This is a genomic window from Phytohabitans sp. LJ34 (assembly GCF_052068095.1).
Taxonomy (GTDB): Bacteria; Actinomycetota; Actinomycetes; order Mycobacteriales; family Micromonosporaceae; genus Phytohabitans.
The window spans coordinates 285583-303264 of sequence record NZ_JBQHDG010000005.1; the positions used below are offsets into that span (position 1 = coordinate 285583).

Here is a 17682-nt window from a genome sequence, read left to right on the forward strand (position 1 = left end):
GGTCGGCTTTCGCGCGGTCAGCCAGTGGCTGGTCGGCTCTCGTGTTGTCAGCCAATGGCCCTTCGGCTCTCGTGCTGTCAGCCACTGGCCGCCGGCTTGAGGCAGAGCACCTCGTCCTTGCCACCGTCGCCGGCGAGCACGATGTGCGGTTGACTCTTGTCGGCGCACTTGTCCGCGGTGTCCTCCTTGGACACCACCGTGAACGCATTGGCCTCGTCGCACTGCGCCGCGACCGCGCCGGTGGTGCCGGACTGCTTGACGCAGGTGCCGACGTCCGGGCTGAAGGCGCCGTCGGAGCCGCGCAGCGTGAGGAGCCACACGAAGCCCAACGGGACGATCACCAGCAGTGCCGCGGCGACCACCACCAGCACGAAGACGCGCAGGTTGCGCTCCTTCGGCGGCGCGTCTCCCTCAGGCTTGGCAGGTGCCTCCGTGGCCGCCGTCCGGTCCGGCTGGAACGAATTGAAGCGGTCCTGCTCGTTGTCTTGCGGCCCAACCCAGGCGCCGCCTTGGGGTGCCCCCGGCGGGAAGCCGGCGGCTGGGAAGGTGGCCGTGCCGTGCGGCGGCCCCTGCGGCGGCTGGAACGCACCGTGGGGGCCGGGCGGGTCCTGGGATCCGTAACCACCTGGTGGACCGTGCGGTGGCTCGAAGCCTCCGGGCGGCCCTTGGTGCGGCCCGAAGCCGCCCCCGGGTGGCCCTTGGTGGGGTGGTTCGAACCCTCCAGGTGGCCCCTGGTGTGGCCCGAATCCACCGCCGGGTGGCCCCTGGTGCGGGTCGAAGCCCCCAGGTGGCCCCTGAGGCGGCCCTTGGCGCGGGTCGAACCCTCCGGGCTGGCCCTGCGGTGGCGGGAAGCCGCCTGGTGGCGGCGGGTAGGTCGAAGGTGGGAACGTCGCAGGGCCAGGCGGGCCGCCGAACCCCTGCGGTGGCTGGTTGGGCCCCATCGGGCCGGCAGGGCTGCCCGGCGGCGGACCGACCGGGCTGCCGATGCCAACCGGACTGCCGGGCCCGACCGGGCTGCCAGGTCCGACCGGGCTGCCAGGGTGGCCGTCGCCGTATGGCGAGCCGCCCGAAAAGACACCGGTGGGCTCGGAGTACGGCGCGGCCGGCGAACCGGGCGGTCCCGGCGGAGCGCTGGACGGCGGCGGGGCGACGCGCGCGCTGGCCGACACGCTGCCCTGGCGGGGCGCGGGAGGCGGCGGTGGCGGCGCATCGTCCGGGTCAACCGGCGCCGGCCGGCCGTAAACACGCGGCTGAGGCGTCGACACCTGCGGCGGCACCGGCTGCTCGGTAGGCGGCGTGACCCGGCTGGCGACGGGCACCGAGGCACTAGCCGACACCGGCTTGGGCTCGACACCGGGCGTACGCGGCTGCGGCACCGGCGGCGCGGCATCCGGATGCGGCTGGCCGAACTCGTGGCCATTGGAGCCAAAGGGACCAGCACCCGGCACCGACGCGGCGCCACTGGGCCGGGGCGCCGACGCACGCGCGGGCGGCGCGTCGTCGTCCACACTGAACAGCCCACGGCCACTACTCGGCTCATCCGGCGGAGGCGTGCCGAGGTTGGCGCCCGGTACCCGCACCTCCTGACCCTCGAAGGGCCGCGGTGGCGGTGTGTCTTCACGCTCCGGCTGGCGGTGACCGGCAGCGAAGCGGGGCTGGTCGTAGCCACCCGCTTCGGCGCGCGCCGGCTCGTAGCCGCCGCTGTCGGGGCGTGCTGGTTCGTAGGCGCCACTGTCGGGGCGTGCTGGTTCGTAGCCGCCGCTACCCGGCCGGCCGGATTCGAAGCCGCGGCCAGCTGGGCGGCTCGACTCGAAGCCGCCGCCTTCGTAGTGCCCCGGCTCGAAGCCGCCTGGCGCCGGTCGGCCAGGCTCGCGACCGCCCGGCTCGTAGCCGCCGGCATCGGGATGCCCGGGCTCGAAGCCGCCGGCGTCCTGCCGACCGGGCTCGAAGCCGCCGGCGTCGTGGCGCCTGGGCTCGTAGCCGCCGGCGTCGTGGCGGCCCGGCTCAAAGGCGGCGGGCTCATGGCGCCGAGGCTCGAAGCCGCCCGCGTCATGGCGGCTGTTTTCAAAGCCACCCGCTTCGGGACGACCAGGCTCGAAGCCACCCGGCTCCGGCCGCCCGGGCTCGAAGCCACCCGGCTCGCGATGGCCCGGCTCGAACCCGCCGTCATGACGGCCGGACTCGAAGCCGGCTGGCTCATGACGGGTGGAGTCGAAGCCGCCAGCGTCGTGGCGGGTCGGTTCGAAGCCGCCAGCGTCATGACGGCCGTGGTCGAAGCCGCCGGCGTCGTGGCGGGTCGGTTCGAAGCCGCCGCCAGCGTCGGGGCGGCCTGGCTCGAAGCTGCCGGCATCGTCGCGGGCGGGCTCGAAATCGCCGGGCCGGAAGCCGTTGCCGGCGCGGCCGCCGAAGTCGACGCCGCCCTCGGGGAAGCGACCGCCACCACCGGCACTGGGGCCGAACGAGCCGGGCTCCGATCCGTCTGAGTCGCGGCCGCCGAAGTCGGCGCGGCTGGGCGGACCGGCGTCGAAGGACCGGTCGGGCTCGGCCGGGCCACCGTCGGGGTGTCCCAGGGCCTCGTAGCGGCTTGGTGGCTCGGCGCGCCCGGAGCGGCCGGAGTCGAAGGCGTCCGGCCACGCGGTACCGAAGCCGCCGCTGCCGCGCGGGCCTGGACCTGGCTCGAAGCCGCCGTCGTCGCGCTGGCCTGGACCGGCGAAGCCGCCGTCGTCGCGTTGGCCTGGGCCGGCACCGAAGCCGCCGCTGTCGCGCGGGCCTGGACCTGGCTCGAAGCCGCCGTCGTCGCGCTGGCCTGGACCGGCGAAGCCGCCGTCGTCGCGTTGGCCTGGGTTGGCGCCGAAGCCTTCCCCGCGGTCGGCCTGACCGAAGCCTTCGCGACCGCCCTGCCCGTAAACCCCACCGCCGGCGGGGCCGAAGCCTTCACGATCGCCTGCGGGGCCGAAGCCTTCACGAGGTGGACCGCCCGCCGGGCCGAATGCCGCGTCGCGGGGCATCGGCTCTAGCGGCTCGTAGCGACCGGGCTCGCGCTTGGGCAGGTCGCCCCGCGCGGCGAGGGGCTCAGGTGGTGAGCCAGGGGGCGGCAGGTCAGGCGGGGGGAAGCCGAGGCCCGGCTGGTATCCGGGCGGGAAGCCACGATCATCGCCATGGACCGGGGCGGAAGCCGGCGGTGGTGTGCCGGGCGGGACCGGCGGCGGGAAGGTCGCGGGCGGCGCGGTCGGGGCCGGCGGCCAGGAGCCAGCTGGTGCCCATGCCTCGGGTGGCAGCCCCACCGGCTCGGCAGCCGGGGGCGGCACCGAGTGGGAGCCCGGCGGCACGGAGGCGGAACCCTGCGGCACCGAGGCCGAACCCTGCGGCACGGACGCGGAGCCCTGCGGGACGGAGGCGGCGCCCTGCGGGCGGGCGCTGCCGTAAGCGCCACCCTGTGGCACCGACGCCGAACCCGAGGTGCCACCCGGACCGGGTGGTGGCGGGTATGCGGCTGGCGGGGGCGGGTAAGCGGCCGGCGGCGGGTATGCGTCGGGCTGGGGAGACCAGCCAGCGGGGAAGGTAGGTGCGGGCGGAGCCGGCTCGGCACCGCCGGGCGGTGGTGCGTCCCACGGTGGGGCGGCACCCCACTCGCTGTCGTGCGCCGCCTGGGGCGCGGGTCCGCTGGCGCCCCGCGCAGCGTCGTCCGGCTCGTGGCCGGGGTGCTGCGGGCCCTCGGACGTCATGTTGCGCCTCCTCCATCGCATCTCGGCCGAGCCGCCTCCGCGCGGGAGGTCCGGCTGGGCCGGCCGTGCAAATCGCCGGCCCTTCGCACGCTGCGCTGTCAAACGGTGGTCGATCGATGACGGCGGGTGCGTGGTCAGTGGCGGCGACCCCGCCAACCGTACCGGGCGCTCGCAGCCATGAGGAATCCCGGTCTCAGGACCTGTAAATGCCCGTAGAGGCCGGCACACATGCCAACGACCCGCCCGGTGAAACCGGACGGGCCGTCGATCTGAGTAGCGAAACTACCCGTAGTGACGCTGCGCGATGATGCGGATCTCGTCGCGCACGGCAGGCGAGTTGGCCTGGCTGAGCGCGCGCTCGATGGCGCGAGCGCGGCGCGAGGCCTCCCGGCGGCTGCGGTAGCGGTCGATCATCTTCATGGCATTCCCTCCCCCTGTGCTCTCGTCTATTGAAGCGCGAGGGAGGGGTGGGCGGCCAACGATTATTAGGTGAGGTCGGCCACCCGCCGAACAAACTAAGACCAAGCCAGGAGTGTGGCCTCCGGATCGGTGAGGAAAGCGCCTACATCGCGGAGGAACTTGGACCCTTGCTCGCCGTCGATGACCCGGTGGTCGAACGAGAGGCCGAGCGTCGTGACCTGGCGCACACGGATCTTGCCCTTGTGCACCCAGGGCGCCTCCTTCACCATGCCGAGCGCCAGAATCGCCGACTCACCAGGCGGCAGGATCGGCGTGCCGGTGTCGACGCCGAAGATGCCGACGTTGGTGATGGTGAAGGTGCCGCCGGACATGTCGGCCGGCGAGGTGCGCCCCGACTTGGCGGTCTGCACCAGCTCGGTCATCGCGTCGGCGAGCTCGCGCAGCGACAGCCGCCCGGCGTCCTTGATGTTGGGCACGATGAGGCCGCGGTCGGTGGCGGCGGCGATGCCCAGGTTGACGTACTGCTTGACGACGATCTCGTCGCCGGCCCACGTCGAGTTGACGATGGGGTGGCGGCCGATCGCCAGCAGGACCGCCTTGGCGACCACCAGCAGTGGGGAAATGCGCACATCGCGCCACTCCGGCAGCGTGCGCAGCCGGTCGAGCGCCTTGATCGACCGGGTCATGTCGATCGTCAGGAACTCGGTGACGTGCGGCGCGCTGAACGCCGACGAGACCATGTTTTCCGCGGTGAGCTTTCGCACGCCCTTGACCGGGATGCGCTGCTCACGCTCGGACGAGAAGGCCGGCGCGGCCGCGGGAGCCGACACCGCCGCCTGCACGTCGTCGCGCGTGATCGAGCCCTGCGGGCCGGTGCCGGTCAGGCCGGCGAGGTCGACGCCGAGGTCTCGGGCGAGCTTGCGTACCGGCGGCTTGGCGAGGGCCCGCGCCGGAGGCGCTGGCGCCTCCTCGACCGGCGGAGGCGGCGGGGGAGCGGGAGCTACCTCTACCGGAGGCGGGGAGACCGCGGCGGTACTCCCATTTGCTTTTCGGGGGCGACGCGACGCCGCGGCCGTCCGCGGGCCGTAACCCACCAGGACCGGGGTGCGCTCGGGCTCGGCCGGCGGCTCGCCGGCGTCCGGGTCGGTGTCGATCGAGATGATCGGGGTGCCGACCTCGACTGTCGTGCCCTCTGCCTGGTGGATCGCGTGGACCTTGCCGGCCCACTTGGCCGGGATCTCGACCGCGGCCTTGGCGGTCTCGACCTCGACGATCGGCTGGTTGAGCTCGATGGTGTCGCCCACGGCCACGAGCCACTTGAGGATCTCGCCCTCGACAAGGCCCTCGCCGAGGTCGGGGAGGGGAAACTCCTTGATCCGCGACATCCCGCTCACCAGCCGAAGGTGCGGTCGACGGCGTCGAGCACCCGGTCGAGGTCGGGCAGGAAGTCCTCCTCCAGCCGCGCGGCCGGATAGGGCGTGTCGAAGCCGGTCACCCGCAGCACCGGCGCCTCCAGGGAGTAGAAGCACTCCTCGGTGATCCGGGCGGCGATCTCGGCGCCGAGCCCCACGTTGCTGGGCGCCTCGTGCACGACCACGCATCGGCCGGTGCGGCGCACCGACTCGTAGACCGGCTCGAGGTCGAGCGGCGACAGCGTGCGCAGGTCGAAGACCTCCAGATCGCGGCCATCCTCGGCCGCGGCGGTCGCCGCGTCGAGGACGGTGCGCACCATCGGGCCGTAGGCCAGCACCGTCGCGTCGGTGCCGGGGCGCAGCCGCCGCGAGGCGTGCAGCGGGTAGGTGGCCTCCGTGTCGACGTCACCCTTTTCGTGATAGCGCCGCTTGGGCTCGAAGAACACGATCGGGTCGTCGGAGGCGATGGCCTGCTGGATCATCGTGTACGCATCCTGCGGCGAGCTGCACGCCACCACCTTGAGGCCGGCGGTGTGCGAGAAGTACGCCTCGGGCGACTCGGAGTGGTGCTCGACCGCGCCGATGCCCCCGCCGAACGGTATGCGGATCACCATGGGCACCTTGACCTTGCCCTGCGACCGGTAGTGCATCTTCGCGACCTGGGAGACGATCTGGTCGTACGCCGGGTAGACGAAGCCGTCAAACTGGATCTCGCACACCGGGCGGTAGCCGCGTATCGCGAGGCCGATGGCGGTGCCGATAATGCCCGACTCGGCCAGCGGGGTGTCGATGACCCGGTCCTCGCCGAAGTCTTTTTGCAGGCCGTCGGTGATGCGGAAGACGCCGCCCAGCTTGCCCACGTCTTCGCCCATGATGAGCACCTTGGGGTCTTGCTCCAAGGCGCGGCGGAGACCGGCGTTGAGCGCCTTGCCGATGGTGAGCTTTTCGGCCATCAGTGCGCACTCCCCTCGAACGAGTCCAGGTACTCGGCGAGCCGCTCCCGCTGGGCGTCCACCAGGGGTGAGCCGTTGGGATAGGCGTGGTCGAAGAGGGTCAGCGGGTGCGGATCAGGCATGGCGAGCACCCGCTCGCGCAGATGAAGGGCCTCCTGCTTGGCCTGCTCGTCGACCTCGGCGATGAAGTCGGCGTCGGCGATCTGCTGCTTTTCCACGAACGCGCGTACGCGGGCGATCGGGTCTTTGGCCGCCCACTCCTCGACCTCGCTGGCCACGCGGTAGCGCGTCGGGTCGTCGGTGGTGGTGTGTGCGCCCATCCGGTACGTGTACGCCTCGATCAGGGTGGGCCCCTGCCCGTGGCGGGCGCTGTCGAGCGCGGCCCGGGTCACCGCGTACGTGGCGAGCACGTCGTTGCCGTCGACCCGCAGGCCGGGGAAGCCAAAGCCGTCCGCCCGCCGGTAGAGGGGGATGCGGGTCTGCTTTTCGATCGGCTCGGAGATCGCGTACTGGTTGTTTTGGCAGAAGAAGACGATCGGCGAGTGGAACACGCTGGCCCAGATGAACGCCTCGTTGACGTCGCCCTGCGAGGCGGCGCCGTCGCCGAAGTAGCAGATCACGGCCTCGCCGTCGTCGCCGCCGACCTTGCCGTCCTTGGTGATGCCCATGGCGTATCCGGTCGCGTGCAGCGTCTGAGCGCCGATCACGATCGTGTACATGTTGACCTTGAACTCGATCGGATCCCACGCGCCCTGGTCGACGCCGCGGAAGAGGCTGAGCGGCATGATCGGGTCGATGCCCCGGCAGTAGAGCACGCCGTGCTCGCGGTAGGTGGGGAAGGCCATGTCCTGCGGCCGCAGGGCCCGCCCGGAGCCCACCTGCGCCGCCTCCTGCCCCAGCAGGCTGGCCCAGATGCCCAGCTCACCCTGGCGTTGGAGGGCGGTGGCTTCGGCGTCGAGGCGGCGGATCACCACCAGGTCCCGGTAGAGGCCCCGGTACTCCTCGTCGGTGAAGTCGACCGTGTACTCCACGCCGTCGGCGCCGACGGACTTTTCGATCCGCTCCCCGTCCGGGGTGAGTAACTGGACGAAATCCGGCGCTGGTTCGCCGGCAACCTCCTTGCCGCGGGCTGGAGCTCCGCGGTCGCCCTTCGCCATCCGTCTCTCCCTGTCGTCGGTGCGGCTGCCGGGGGTGTCCCGGACCGCGCGGCTCGGTCGCCACGCCTAGCCCGGGTGTGGGTTGCCGCGTGGCGGTGGCGGCGGACCGTCTCGTGATCACCGCGGCTGGGCGGAGACTACGGCGGCGGTGCCGTCGGGTCCATATTCGCAGAGGTGAGGAGGCTCTCTATAGAGCCACCTCAGATCCGGCGGCCGCCATCTTCATCTGTTGGCTGGTAGTGGCGTATTTCCCCTCTTCGGTCAAGGCCACCAGCAGTGGGCCAAGATCGCCACTGGGAGCGGATTGGGCGGATTAAGGCGGAAAGTTGGCACATTGACACGCCCGCCAGCGGTGGCGCTGTGTGTCGCGTTGGCCCACTCTGTGTGAGGACCTTGACGCAAAGGAGCTTCGGTCGTGCCGCAGTCCGGGGACAGCCCGGTGCCACTGCTCGTTCGCCACCGGCGGACGGGCGGCACACACGTCGCGGTGCGGCGGGTCGCCGGCGTGCACCGGGCAGGCGGCCTGGCAGGTCCCACCAGGCGGTACACGGTGATCGTGGTCATGCTCGCCACCATGTCGTCACTGCCGATCATCGCGGCCATCGGCACCGGCTCGGCAAACGTGGGTGATTCGGTCGACGCGAGCGGCACCACGCCGTTCATCGCGCCGCCCTCCGAAGGGCCGGCGGTCGTGCCGCCGCCCCCGCCGCCCACCGTGCCGGTCGAGGTGCCCGTGCCGGCGGGCGTGGCGGAGCAGCTGCGCGCGGTGGCACCCAAGCGGGAGCCCCGCCAGCGACGCCCGGTGCGAAAGCTCAAGCGGCCGGTGCGCGCCACCGAGTCGGCGCCCGCGCCCGCACCACCCCGGCCGAGCAGGCCGGTGAAGCCGACGAAGCCCTCGCCTTCGCCTTCGCCGTCTCCCTCGCCCACGCCGTCGCCGCGGCCGCCGCTCATTCCCCGGCCGCCGCTGCCATCCGCGCCATATGTGCCGCTGCCACCGTCGGCGAGCCACTCGGTGCCGCCCACCGGACTGCCGACCTGCTGGCCCGATCTCGATGCCTGCCTGTCGGATCCGAGCGCTAGCGTCCGGCCATGACTGTTCACTATCAGGTGACGTTCTCGACCGCCGATCCGCACGGGTTGGCGGCGTTCTATGCCGAGGCGGTCGGCTACGTGGTGGAAGACCACTCCGCCCTGATCAAGTCGTTGCTGGAGCAGGGCCAGACCACCGAGGCGGAGGTGGAGACCGTCGACGGGCGGCTGCGCTGGCGCAAGTACGCGGCGATCCGTGACCCCGAGGGCCCATTCGACGAGTTCTCCGGCGCCGGCCGCGGCGGGCGGATGCTCTTCCAGGACGAGCCGACACCCAAGACCGCCAAAAACCGGCTGCACCTCGACCTGCACGTCGGTGACCGGCAGGCCGAGGTGGTCGAGCAGCTGACCAAGCTCGGCGCGCGCCGGCTGTGGGACGCCTCGCTCGGCCCGATGAGCTGGGTCACGATGGCCGACCCCGACGGCAACGAGATCTGCGTCAGTTGAGGTCGTCGCGGTTGGCCTCGAGCCAGGCGTCCAGGGCCGCCGGGTCGCTGGGGTCGATGCCCTCCGCGATCAGCTGGGCCACCGCCGCCGTGGCAGGGCTGCGCCGCTCGCCGGTCGTGTAGAGGCGGACGAACTCCGGCACCATCTCCTCGATCGCGGCGTCGGTGCGTTCCGCCGCCGTCGCGGGCAGGCCGCGCTGACGGTTGGCGTATTTGGCCCAGGCCCGCACCACGCGCGGCAGCATCGCGGCGTCGTCCATGTCGAGCACCGCCCGCCGGTGCACCCAGTCGAGCAGAAAGAGGCCGGCCACCGCCGGGCTCCACCGCATCGGGTCCGGGTCGGGAAACGTCGCCGTGTGGTCGAAGACCAGGCTGAGGCAAAAGTGCAGCGACGGCAGCTCCGCCTCGGAGACGTGGGTCAGCCCGAAACGGGCCGCCTCCGAAGAGTCGAGAAACCGGCGTACCAACTGCGTGCGTTCGTCGGGCGAGAGCGGCTCGGGCTCGGCCGGCACCGCGGCGAGCGCGGGCGCGGGCAGCAGCGCCAGCCGGGCGCCGGCCAGCGCGCGGTCGGTGGCGAGCGAGCCCTCCTCCGGCAGGTTGGTCAGGCCGTCGGTGATCCGCAGATGGCGGGCCACCTCACCGCGGAGCCGGCGGGGGTCCTCCTCGCGAAACCAGGTCAGCTCGTCGCCCGCGCACATCTCGCGCACCTGCTCGAGGATGCGCTCGGCCGGCCCACCCACGAAGACGTCCTTGGTGATGCCGATGTTGTGGTCGACCAGGGCCACCACGGCGTGCTCCGGCCCGCCCGAGTCGCGGTCGTCGTAGGCGAAGGTGGCCAGGTAGGAGGTCTGGTCGCCCCACACGTCGCCGTACGCGTACGTGCCGGTCAGGCGTACCCGGCCGAGCTGGTCGGCCCACGACGGCGCCTGCGGCCCGCGCTTGACGGTGGCGGCGCCGGGAGCCTCGGGCACGAGCGTGGCGAAGATCTCCCGGATGGTGGTCGCGGCTGCGGTGCGGCGACGCGAGGTGGCGGCCAGAAACGCGCTCACGAAGTCACGCACCGCGCCGGCGCGGTCTTCTTCGGCGATGGCGTAGACGCTGCCCAGCAGGGCGGTCCCGAGCATCTCGGCGTCGAGCGCGCAGTCCAGCTTGGTCACGTCACGCGCGGCCCGGAGCACCGCGTCGTATGGAGTCGTTGGCGTGGCCATGTGCCAGACCCTACGCCCGCTCGCGGCGATCAAATACAAAAAGTGCGGCCGGGACCGTCACGAGCGGGCGGAGTCGAGCGCCTGCCGGGCCTCCGCGTACGAGTGCAGGACCGTGCGCACCGGCGCCACGATGTGCTCGCGGGCCACCTCGGTGACGGCCGCGCGGAGCCGGTTTTCCGCACGCCGCCGCGCCCGCCGGGACGCCTGCCGGATCAGCGGGCGCACGAGCAGGCTGAGCAGGAGCCCGAACAGCAGGCCGCCGAGCAGCATGACGGTGGGCAGCGGCACTACGCCGACCTCGGGATAGTCGAGCGGTGGCAGGCCGAGCACCCGCAGGGCGTACCCGACGACCAGCCAGAGCAGCCCGGCCAACGCGGCGAGCGTGACAAGCCACTGCAACCCACCGACCGCCCGCCACCAGGTGGGGCTGTGGTCCATGTGGATATTGGTGCTGGCCACCGCCTTGTCGAGCGCGTCGGGTACGTCGTGCAGGCGCGAGCGGGCGGCCGTGTTGACCGCGGCGGACCAGGGCGCGGGCAGCGGCGTGGCGGCCCGGTCGGCGACCGCGCGCACCGCGAGGCCGACCGCGGCGCGCTGGGCGGCGTCCGGATCCGGGACCGAGGTGGCGCCGATCGGGGTGCCCGGCTCGACCGGCCCCTCGGGCAGATGCAGCCGGCGCAGCGGGTCGGCCCGCAGCCGCCGCCAGCCGCGCACGATCGGCCAACCGGTGGCCCGTGCGGCCCGGTGCTGGTATGCCCGCTCGGTCGCCTCGGCCACCGCCGGCACGCCCGCCGTAACGGCGAGCGCGTCGGTCAGCCCGCGCACGGTGTTGCGGTCGATCTCGTCCTCGGCGACCGCCGCTCCGACCACATCGGACAGCTGGTCGACCACGGTGTCGACGTCGCCGGAGAGGCGCCGCAGGGACGCCTGGCGCTCGGCGACGGTGTGTTCGAGCAGGCCGCGCAGCTCGGTGATGGCCCGCTGGTGCAGTGCGGTGGTGGCCAGCAGCGGCACGCCGTCGAGCTCGTCGGCGTCGAGCAGCTTGCGCAGGTCGTCGAGGACCCGCTCCACCTCGTCCTGGGGGAGCCGGTCGGCCTGGTTGAGCACCACGACCGTGACGTCCTTGTGGTTGCGAAACTCCCGCAGGTAGCGCGTGTGCACCACCCGGTCGGCGTACTTTTGCGGGTCGACCACCCACACGACAAGGTCGACAAGGCCGAGGAGGCGGTCGACCTCCAGCCGGTGCGAGCGCTCCACCGAGTCGAAGTCGGGCAGGTCGAGCAGCACCAGGCCGCGCAGCGCCGCCTCGTCGTCGCCGTCGAGCGCGCTCTCCCGGATGAACCGGTGCCGGGGCAGCACACCGACCCAGTCGAGCAGCCGGTTGGCGCCCTGTAGGTTGCCCCACACACAGGCGTGGGCCATGCCGGTCGTCGGCCGCCGCACGCCCACGGGCGACAGGTCGAGGCGGGCGAGCGCGTTGAAGAGGCTGGACTTGCCGCTGCCGGTCGCGCCGGCGAGCGCGACGACGGTGTGGTCGCGGGAGAGCGCGAGGCGTGCACCGGCCCGCTCGACAACGGTGTGTGCCGCGATCAGCCGCTGCTCCGGCAGGTGGCCGGCGACCACGCGGACGAACCTGTCGATCGCCTCCACCCGCCCGGCGAGCCGGTCGGCGTCGATCCGCTCCTCGCCGCGCAACCTACTCAGAAGGCTCACCTATCCACCCCCGGGAGGGTCAGGCCGGTGCCGCTGGTCAGCTCCGCCTTCGCCCGCATGTACTCCACCAGGGCGGCCGCGTCGCGCAGGTCCTTGCCCGGGTCGGCGCTGATGCCGGCCGCGATGAGGCGGTCGGCGTACCGCCCGGCCTCCGCGTCCAGCAGGGCGTTGGTGCGGGCGATCAGGTCGTCGCGGGCCTTCGCCGCCAGCCTGCGGATCGCCTGATCACCAAAGATCGCTTCGAGTACCTTCTGCGCCGCGACCGTGGTGCCGCCGGCCACCGCCACCTCCGCGCCCGTGGGGATGAACGCCGTCGAGGCGAACACCCCGATCATGACGAGCAGCCCGGTGGCGTTGACCGCGTAGGCCGCTCCCCGGGCGGTCGCGCGCTTGTGCCCCGCCTCCTTGCGGATCAGCTCCAGCACGCCGCGCTGCCAGTCGCGGACCAGCCGCTCGGCCCGCTCGGCCAGGTCGGGGCTGGGCCGGCCCAGTGAGGGCTCAAGGAGAGCGGCGCCGGCCGGGTGGGCCTGCCAGCTCGTATAGGCCGTGTCGGCCGCGTCGGCCGCCGCGCCGCGGATCAGCGTGACGAGGTTGGCCTCGATCGCCGACTTCAGCTCGCGGCCCGGCTGGGGGCGGCCGGTGAACGCCGCGACGATCCGGTCGCGCAGCCGCCCCACCCGCGCCTCCAGGGTGCGCAGCAGCTCGCCGGTGCCGACGAACTCCTGCCACCGGGCGAGCACCTCGCCGCGCAGCAGCCGCCCGTCCTGCACGCCCTGGGAGACCGTGCGGCGGCTGGCCCGGTACGCGGTCCGCACCCGTTCGTCGAGCGCGTCCGCCGTGGTCACCTGCTCGTCCGCCGCGGACGCCAGCCCTTCCACCGCGGGTACCAGCGCGGCGAGCGCGCCGTCGAGCGTCTGCCGCACCACGGCAGCGCGGGTGGCCGCGTCGGTCGCGATCCGCTGGAACCACTCGCGCAGCGGAGCGGTCACCCCCTCGGGCAGCAGCCCTTGGCGGTCCACTTCGGTCTCCGGGAGCACGAAGAGCGGCGCGGTGTCGAGGCCGTGGATGGAGAGCATCTCCAGCAGGTGGGCGGTGACCTCGTCGGTGGCCTCGGACGGCACCCGGTCGAGCACCAGGGCGGTCACCGTGCCCCGGTAGCGCGCGGTCTGCAACAGCTCCCACGGGACCGCGTCGGCGTACCGGGCCGCGGTCGTGACGAAGAGCCAGAAGTCAGCGGCAGCCAACAGCTGCGCGGCGAGGGCCCGGTTTTCGTCCACGACGGAGTCGATGTCGGGCGCGTCGAGAAAGGCCAGCCCGGGCGCCAGCGCGGGCGCCGCGACGATTTGCAGCGAGTGCGGGTCGGCGGTCGCCTCGGCCGTGCGGGTCAGCCCCGGCAGCAGGTCGCCGCGGCGAAACCACTGGGTATCGGCGGGATTGCAGACGAGTACGGGCGTGCGCGTGGTCGGTCGCAGCACGCCGGCCGGGCTGACGGGCGCCCGCACGAAGCTGTTGACCAATGTGGACTTGCCCGCGCCGGTGGAGCCGCCGACCACGACGAGCAGCGGCGCGTCGAGCCGGGCCAGGCGGGGGAGCAGGTAGTCGTCGAGCTGCCCGAGGAGGGCCGCGCTGACCCGGCGGGCGTCTTCGGCGGACGGCAGGACCAGCGGATAGGCCGAGCCGGCGATCGCGGACCGCAGCCGGCGGAGCGCCGAGGCGATCTCCGCGCCAGTGTCGTCGTCGTTTTCGGTGTCGTCGTCTCCGTCGGCGGGCGCGGCGAGCAGGGGCGGCGCCGGGTCGTCGGCAGGGACGACCGGCTGGACCCGCAGGGCGGGCTCGAACGTCGGCTGCGTCTTGGCCGCGACCGCCGCGGGTGCGGGTGCCGCCTCCGCCTCGGCCTCCACCTCCGCCGGGACGGCGTCGCTGGCGCCGGGCTCGCTGGCGCCGGGCTCGCTGGCGCCGGGCTCGCTGGCGCCGGGCTCGGAGGCGCCAGGCTCGTTGGTGATGGGCTCGGTCGGGGTGGCGTCCGCCTTGGCGCTGTCCGGCTCTGCCGCGGCCTCAGCCGGGGCCATCTCCGCCGCGTCGGCCATCTCAGCCGCCGGAGCGGGCACGCCAGGCCCGGCGGCTTCGGCCGCTCCCACGGGCGCTTCGATCGGCGCGTCGGTCTTGCCGACCACGGCGGTCTCGGCGGCGGAGCCAGTTTCGCCGGGCGCTTCGGCCTCGGCACCCTCCGGCGCCTTCGCGGGGGTCTCGGTCGCGTCAGCCGCTGCCGGCTTCGGGGGCGGCTCGGGTGAGTCGGGCGCTTTGGACGACTCGGGCGGATCGGTCGCTCTCGCCTCGGCCGCCGGTGTTGCTTCGGCGGCCGCCTCCTTAGAGGGCTCCTCGTCGGCCGGGGGCTCGGCGGTCGGCTCGTCCTCGGCGGTCGGCTCGTCCTCGGCGGGTGGCTCCGCCTCGTTCACCGTCGGGTCTGTGCTCTTTTTTGTGGTTTTCGGGTCTTTGTCCTGTGCGGCTGCGGACGTCTCGCGCTCAGCGTCAGACTCGGTGCCGGTGCCCTGGTCAGGCCCCGGCTCCGGACTGGCCGGCGGCTCCTCGGGAGTCACGGTAGGCGTGCCAGATCTGCCCGCCGGCATGTCACCGTGCGACGTCACGGGTAAAGACTGCCCGATCCACGCATCGCAGACAACAGGAACCGTGCCGCTTCCGCTCGCCTTTGCCCGTTTCGGGAGGGCCCGGGTCGCGCGCTCGATTCATCAGGATCTACGTGTGGGCAACGTTGCGCGTGTCGGACTCAACCTTTGACTTGACGCTGACGAAGCCCGTGGCACTATTGAGTCCGGTCCACTCAACTTGACACAAAGACTCACGTCAGAAGCGAGGGAAGCGAACATGGCACGTGCGGTCGGCATCGACCTCGGCACTACGAACTCCGTCGTAAGCGTGCTCGAGGGTGGCGAGCCCACCGTCATCGCGAACGCCGAGGGATCGCGCACCACGCCGTCGATCGTCGCGTTCGCCCGTAACGGTGAGGTGCTCGTTGGTGAGGTCGCCAAGCGCCAGGCGGTGACCAACCCCGACCGGACCATCCGTTCGGTCAAGCGGGAGATGGGCTCCAACTGGAGCATCGACATCGACGGTAAAAAGTACACCCCGCAGGAGATCTCCGCGCGGGTGCTGATGAAGCTCAAGCGCGACGCCGAGTCCTACCTCGGCGAGCGGATCACCGACGCGGTGATCACGGTGCCGGCGTACTTCAACGACGCGCAGCGCACCGCCACCAAGGAGGCCGGCGAGATCGCGGGCTTCAACGTCCTCCGGATCGTCAACGAGCCGACCGCGGCCGCGCTGGCGTACGGGCTGGACAAGGGCACCAAGGAGCAGACCGTCCTGGTCTTCGACCTCGGCGGTGGCACGTTCGACGTGTCGCTGCTCGAGCTCGGCGAGGGCGTCATCGAGGTGAAGTCCACCAGCGGTGACAACCACCTCGGTGGCGACGACTGGGACGAGCGGATCATCGACCACCTGGTCAAGACGTTCCGCGGCCAGCACGGCGTCGACCTGTCGCAGGACAAGATGGCCATGCAGCGGCTCAAGGAGGCCGCCGAGAAGGCCAAGATCGAGCTGTCCGCGGCCACCACGACGAGCATCAACCTGCCGTACATCACGGCCGGCCCGGCCGGTTCCGACGGCAGCCCGTCCGCGCCGCTGCACCTCGACGTGACGCTGACCCGGGCCGAGTTCCAGCGGATGACGCAGGATCTGCTCGACCGCTGCAAGGGCCCGTTCGAGCAGGCGATCAAGGACGCCGGTGTCAAGCTGGCCGACGTCGACCACGTGATCCTGGTCGGCGGCTCGACCCGTATGCCGGCGGTCTCAGACCTGGTCAAGCAGCTCACCGGCCGGGAGGCCAACAAGGGCGTCAACCCGGACGAGGTCGTGGCCGTCGGTGCCGCGCTCCAGGCCGGCGTGCTCAAGGGCGAGGTCAAGGACGTCCTGCTGCTCGACGTGACGCCGCTGAGCCTGGGCATCGAGACCAAGGGCGGCATCTTCACCAAGCTCATCGAGCGCAACACCACGATCCCGACCAAGCGCTCCGAGGTCTTCACCACGGCTGACGACAACCAGCCCTCGGTGCTGATCCAGGTGTTCCAGGGCGAGCGCGAGATCGCGGCGTACAACAAGAAGCTCGGCACGTTCGAGCTGACCGGCCTGCCGCCGGCGCCGCGGGGAGTGCCGCAGATCGAGGTCACCTTCGACATCGACGCCAACGGCATCGTCCACGTCAACGCCAAGGACCTGGGCACCGGCAAGGAGCAGTCGATGACGATCACCGGGGGCTCGGCGCTGCCGAAGGACGACATCGACCGGATGATGCGCGACGCTCAGGAGCACGCCGACGACGACAAGCGGCGCCGCGAAGAGGCGGAGACCCGCAACCTCGCCGAGCAGCTCCAGTGGCAGACGGAGAAGTTCATCGCGGAGAGCGGCGACAAGCTGCCGGCCGAGTCCAAGGACCAGATCAACGAGGCGCTCGGCGACCTGCGCAGCGCGCTGGGCGGCAGCGACATCGAAAAGATCAAGTCTGCGCACGAAAAGCTGGCCACGGTCTCCCAGCAGGCCGGCTCACTCCTCTACGCCCAGCAGGCCGAGCAGGCCGCCCCGGGCGAGCCGGGTGACGCCAACGCCGGTGCGGGTGCGGCTGGTGCCGCCGGTGCCGGTGCCGGTGGCGCCAAGCAGGATGACGTTGTCGACGCCGAGATTGTGGACGAGGACGACAAGAAGTGAGCTCAGCACGAGACGATGGCCAGGCCGCCGAGCGGGTCGTCATCCGTGACAAGCGGAAGATAGATCCGTCCGGCGGCAAGACGAAGGAAGCCGAGACCGCCGAGCCGGACCAGACCGACGCGGCGCCAGTCGAGGCCACAAAGGACAGTGCCACGCCGGACGGCCCGGCCAAGAAGGAGCGCAAGCCCAGCCACGCCGCACCCGAGCCCGACGAGGAAACGTCCACTGTGGATGAGCCCGCGCCGGAGGAAAAGGCCGAGTCGGCCCCGCCGCTGGGCGCCGAGCTGGAGGCGCTGCGCTCCGAGCTGGAGGAGCGCACGCGCGACCTCCAGCGGGTCACCGCCGAGTACGCCAACTACCGCAAGCGGGTCGACCGCGACCGGGGCGTACAGGCGGAGCAGGCCACCGGGCTGGTGATCAGCGCGCTCCTGCCGGTGCTCGACGACCTCGACCGGGCCCGCGAGCACGGCGACCTCGTGGGTCCCTTCGCCGCGGTGGCCGAGCAGCTTGTCGCGGCGCTGGGCAAGTTCGGGCTGACCGCGTTCGGCGAAAAGGGCGACCCCTTCGACCCGACCCGGCACGAGGCGGTCGCGCACCGCACCTCGTCCGAGGTCACCGAACCCACCTGCGTCGAGGTCATGCGCCGCGGCTACCTGCTGGGCGACCGCCTCCTGCGGGCGGCACTGGTAGCGGTAGCCGACCCCGAATAACACCCCTCAGTTGATCAGGGAGTTGGCGTCGGCAGCCCGCCCGCCGACTCCCTGATCAGCAGCAAAGACG

General features: G+C 72.4%; 14 protein-coding genes. 6 read left to right on the plus strand and 8 right to left on the minus strand.

Annotated features, from left to right (window positions below; translation table 11 throughout):
• Positions 1-77: 77 nt before the first annotated feature.
• A complete protein-coding gene (locus tag ACTMTJ_RS11335; protein ID WP_441216109.1) occupies positions 78-371 on the minus strand; it encodes an LppU/SCO3897 family protein in 294 nt (97 codons plus the stop codon).
• Positions 372-1634: 1263 nt separating this feature from the next.
• Here ACTMTJ_RS11335 and ACTMTJ_RS11340 point away from each other — a divergent pair.
• Both ACTMTJ_RS11340 and ACTMTJ_RS11345 read left to right on the plus strand, forming a co-directional pair.
• Positions 1635-2483 (plus strand): hypothetical protein, encoded by an 849-nt coding sequence (locus ACTMTJ_RS11340; RefSeq protein WP_441216110.1) that lies wholly within the window; start codon positions 1635-1637, stop codon positions 2481-2483.
• A gap of 78 nt (positions 2484-2561) precedes the next feature.
• Positions 2562-3017 carry a hypothetical protein gene (locus tag ACTMTJ_RS11345; protein ID WP_441216111.1) on the plus strand — a complete coding sequence of 152 codons (456 nt, stop codon included), beginning with the start codon at positions 2562-2564 and terminating at the stop codon, positions 3015-3017.
• A gap of 990 nt (positions 3018-4007) precedes the next feature.
• Here the strand turns inward: ACTMTJ_RS11345 and ACTMTJ_RS11350 are convergent.
• From ACTMTJ_RS11350 to pdhA, 4 genes are all read right to left on the minus strand, one after another.
• Positions 4008-4145: a hypothetical protein gene (locus tag ACTMTJ_RS11350; RefSeq protein ID WP_441216112.1), complete on the minus strand. Its 138-nt coding sequence runs from the start codon at positions 4143-4145 to the stop codon at positions 4008-4010.
• Positions 4146-4240: 95 nt separating this feature from the next.
• Positions 4241-5530 carry a dihydrolipoamide acetyltransferase family protein gene (locus tag ACTMTJ_RS11355; RefSeq protein WP_441216327.1) on the minus strand — a complete coding sequence of 430 codons (1290 nt, stop codon included), beginning with the start codon at positions 5528-5530 and terminating at the stop codon, positions 4241-4243.
• A gap of 5 nt (positions 5531-5535) precedes the next feature.
• Positions 5536-6513: an alpha-ketoacid dehydrogenase subunit beta gene (locus ACTMTJ_RS11360; protein ID WP_441216329.1), complete on the minus strand. Its 978-nt coding sequence runs from the start codon at positions 6511-6513 to the stop codon at positions 5536-5538.
• A complete protein-coding gene (gene pdhA / locus ACTMTJ_RS11365; RefSeq protein ID WP_441216113.1) occupies positions 6510-7667 on the minus strand; it encodes a pyruvate dehydrogenase (acetyl-transferring) E1 component subunit alpha in 1158 nt (385 codons plus the stop codon). Before pdhA ends, ACTMTJ_RS11360 begins: the two co-directional genes overlap by 4 nt.
• Before the next feature lie 415 nt (positions 7668-8082).
• Here pdhA and ACTMTJ_RS11370 point away from each other — a divergent pair, with 415 nt between their 5' ends.
• Together ACTMTJ_RS11370 and ACTMTJ_RS11375 are read left to right on the plus strand one after the other, a co-directional pair.
• Positions 8083-8760 carry a hypothetical protein gene (locus ACTMTJ_RS11370; protein ID WP_441216114.1) on the plus strand — a complete coding sequence of 226 codons (678 nt, stop codon included), beginning with the start codon at positions 8083-8085 and terminating at the stop codon, positions 8758-8760.
• Complete coding sequence (locus tag ACTMTJ_RS11375; protein WP_441216115.1) at positions 8757-9203, plus strand: VOC family protein; 447 nt, start codon at positions 8757-8759, stop codon at positions 9201-9203. Before ACTMTJ_RS11370 ends, ACTMTJ_RS11375 begins: the two co-directional genes overlap by 4 nt.
• Here the strand turns inward: ACTMTJ_RS11375 and ACTMTJ_RS11380 are convergent.
• Genes ACTMTJ_RS11380 through ACTMTJ_RS11390 form a run of 3 tightly spaced genes read right to left on the minus strand, consistent with a single transcriptional unit; the run spans position 9196 to position 14579 of the window.
• Positions 9196-10410 carry a hypothetical protein gene (locus ACTMTJ_RS11380; RefSeq protein ID WP_441216116.1) on the minus strand — a complete coding sequence of 405 codons (1215 nt, stop codon included), beginning with the start codon at positions 10408-10410 and terminating at the stop codon, positions 9196-9198. The two genes, ACTMTJ_RS11375 and ACTMTJ_RS11380, sit on opposite strands and share 8 nt — an antisense overlap.
• A gap of 57 nt (positions 10411-10467) precedes the next feature.
• Positions 10468-12123, minus strand: coding sequence for a GTPase (locus tag ACTMTJ_RS11385; RefSeq protein WP_441216117.1), 1656 nt, complete (start codon positions 12121-12123; stop codon positions 10468-10470).
• Positions 12120-14579 (minus strand): ABC transporter, encoded by a 2460-nt coding sequence (locus tag ACTMTJ_RS11390; protein WP_441216118.1) that lies wholly within the window; start codon positions 14577-14579, stop codon positions 12120-12122. The genes ACTMTJ_RS11385 and ACTMTJ_RS11390 overlap by 4 nt, the downstream gene beginning before the upstream one ends.
• A gap of 427 nt (positions 14580-15006) precedes the next feature.
• On the opposite strand from ACTMTJ_RS11390, the gene dnaK reads away from it, so the two are divergent.
• Both dnaK and grpE read left to right on the plus strand, forming a co-directional pair.
• On the plus strand, positions 15007-16902 hold the full coding sequence (gene dnaK / locus ACTMTJ_RS11395; RefSeq protein WP_441216119.1) for a molecular chaperone DnaK: 1896 nt from the start codon (positions 15007-15009) through the stop codon (positions 16900-16902).
• On the plus strand, positions 16899-17612 hold the full coding sequence (gene grpE / locus ACTMTJ_RS11400) for a nucleotide exchange factor GrpE (protein WP_441216120.1): 714 nt from the start codon (positions 16899-16901) through the stop codon (positions 17610-17612). The genes dnaK and grpE overlap by 4 nt, the downstream gene beginning before the upstream one ends.
• Positions 17613-17682: the final 70 nt, after the last annotated feature.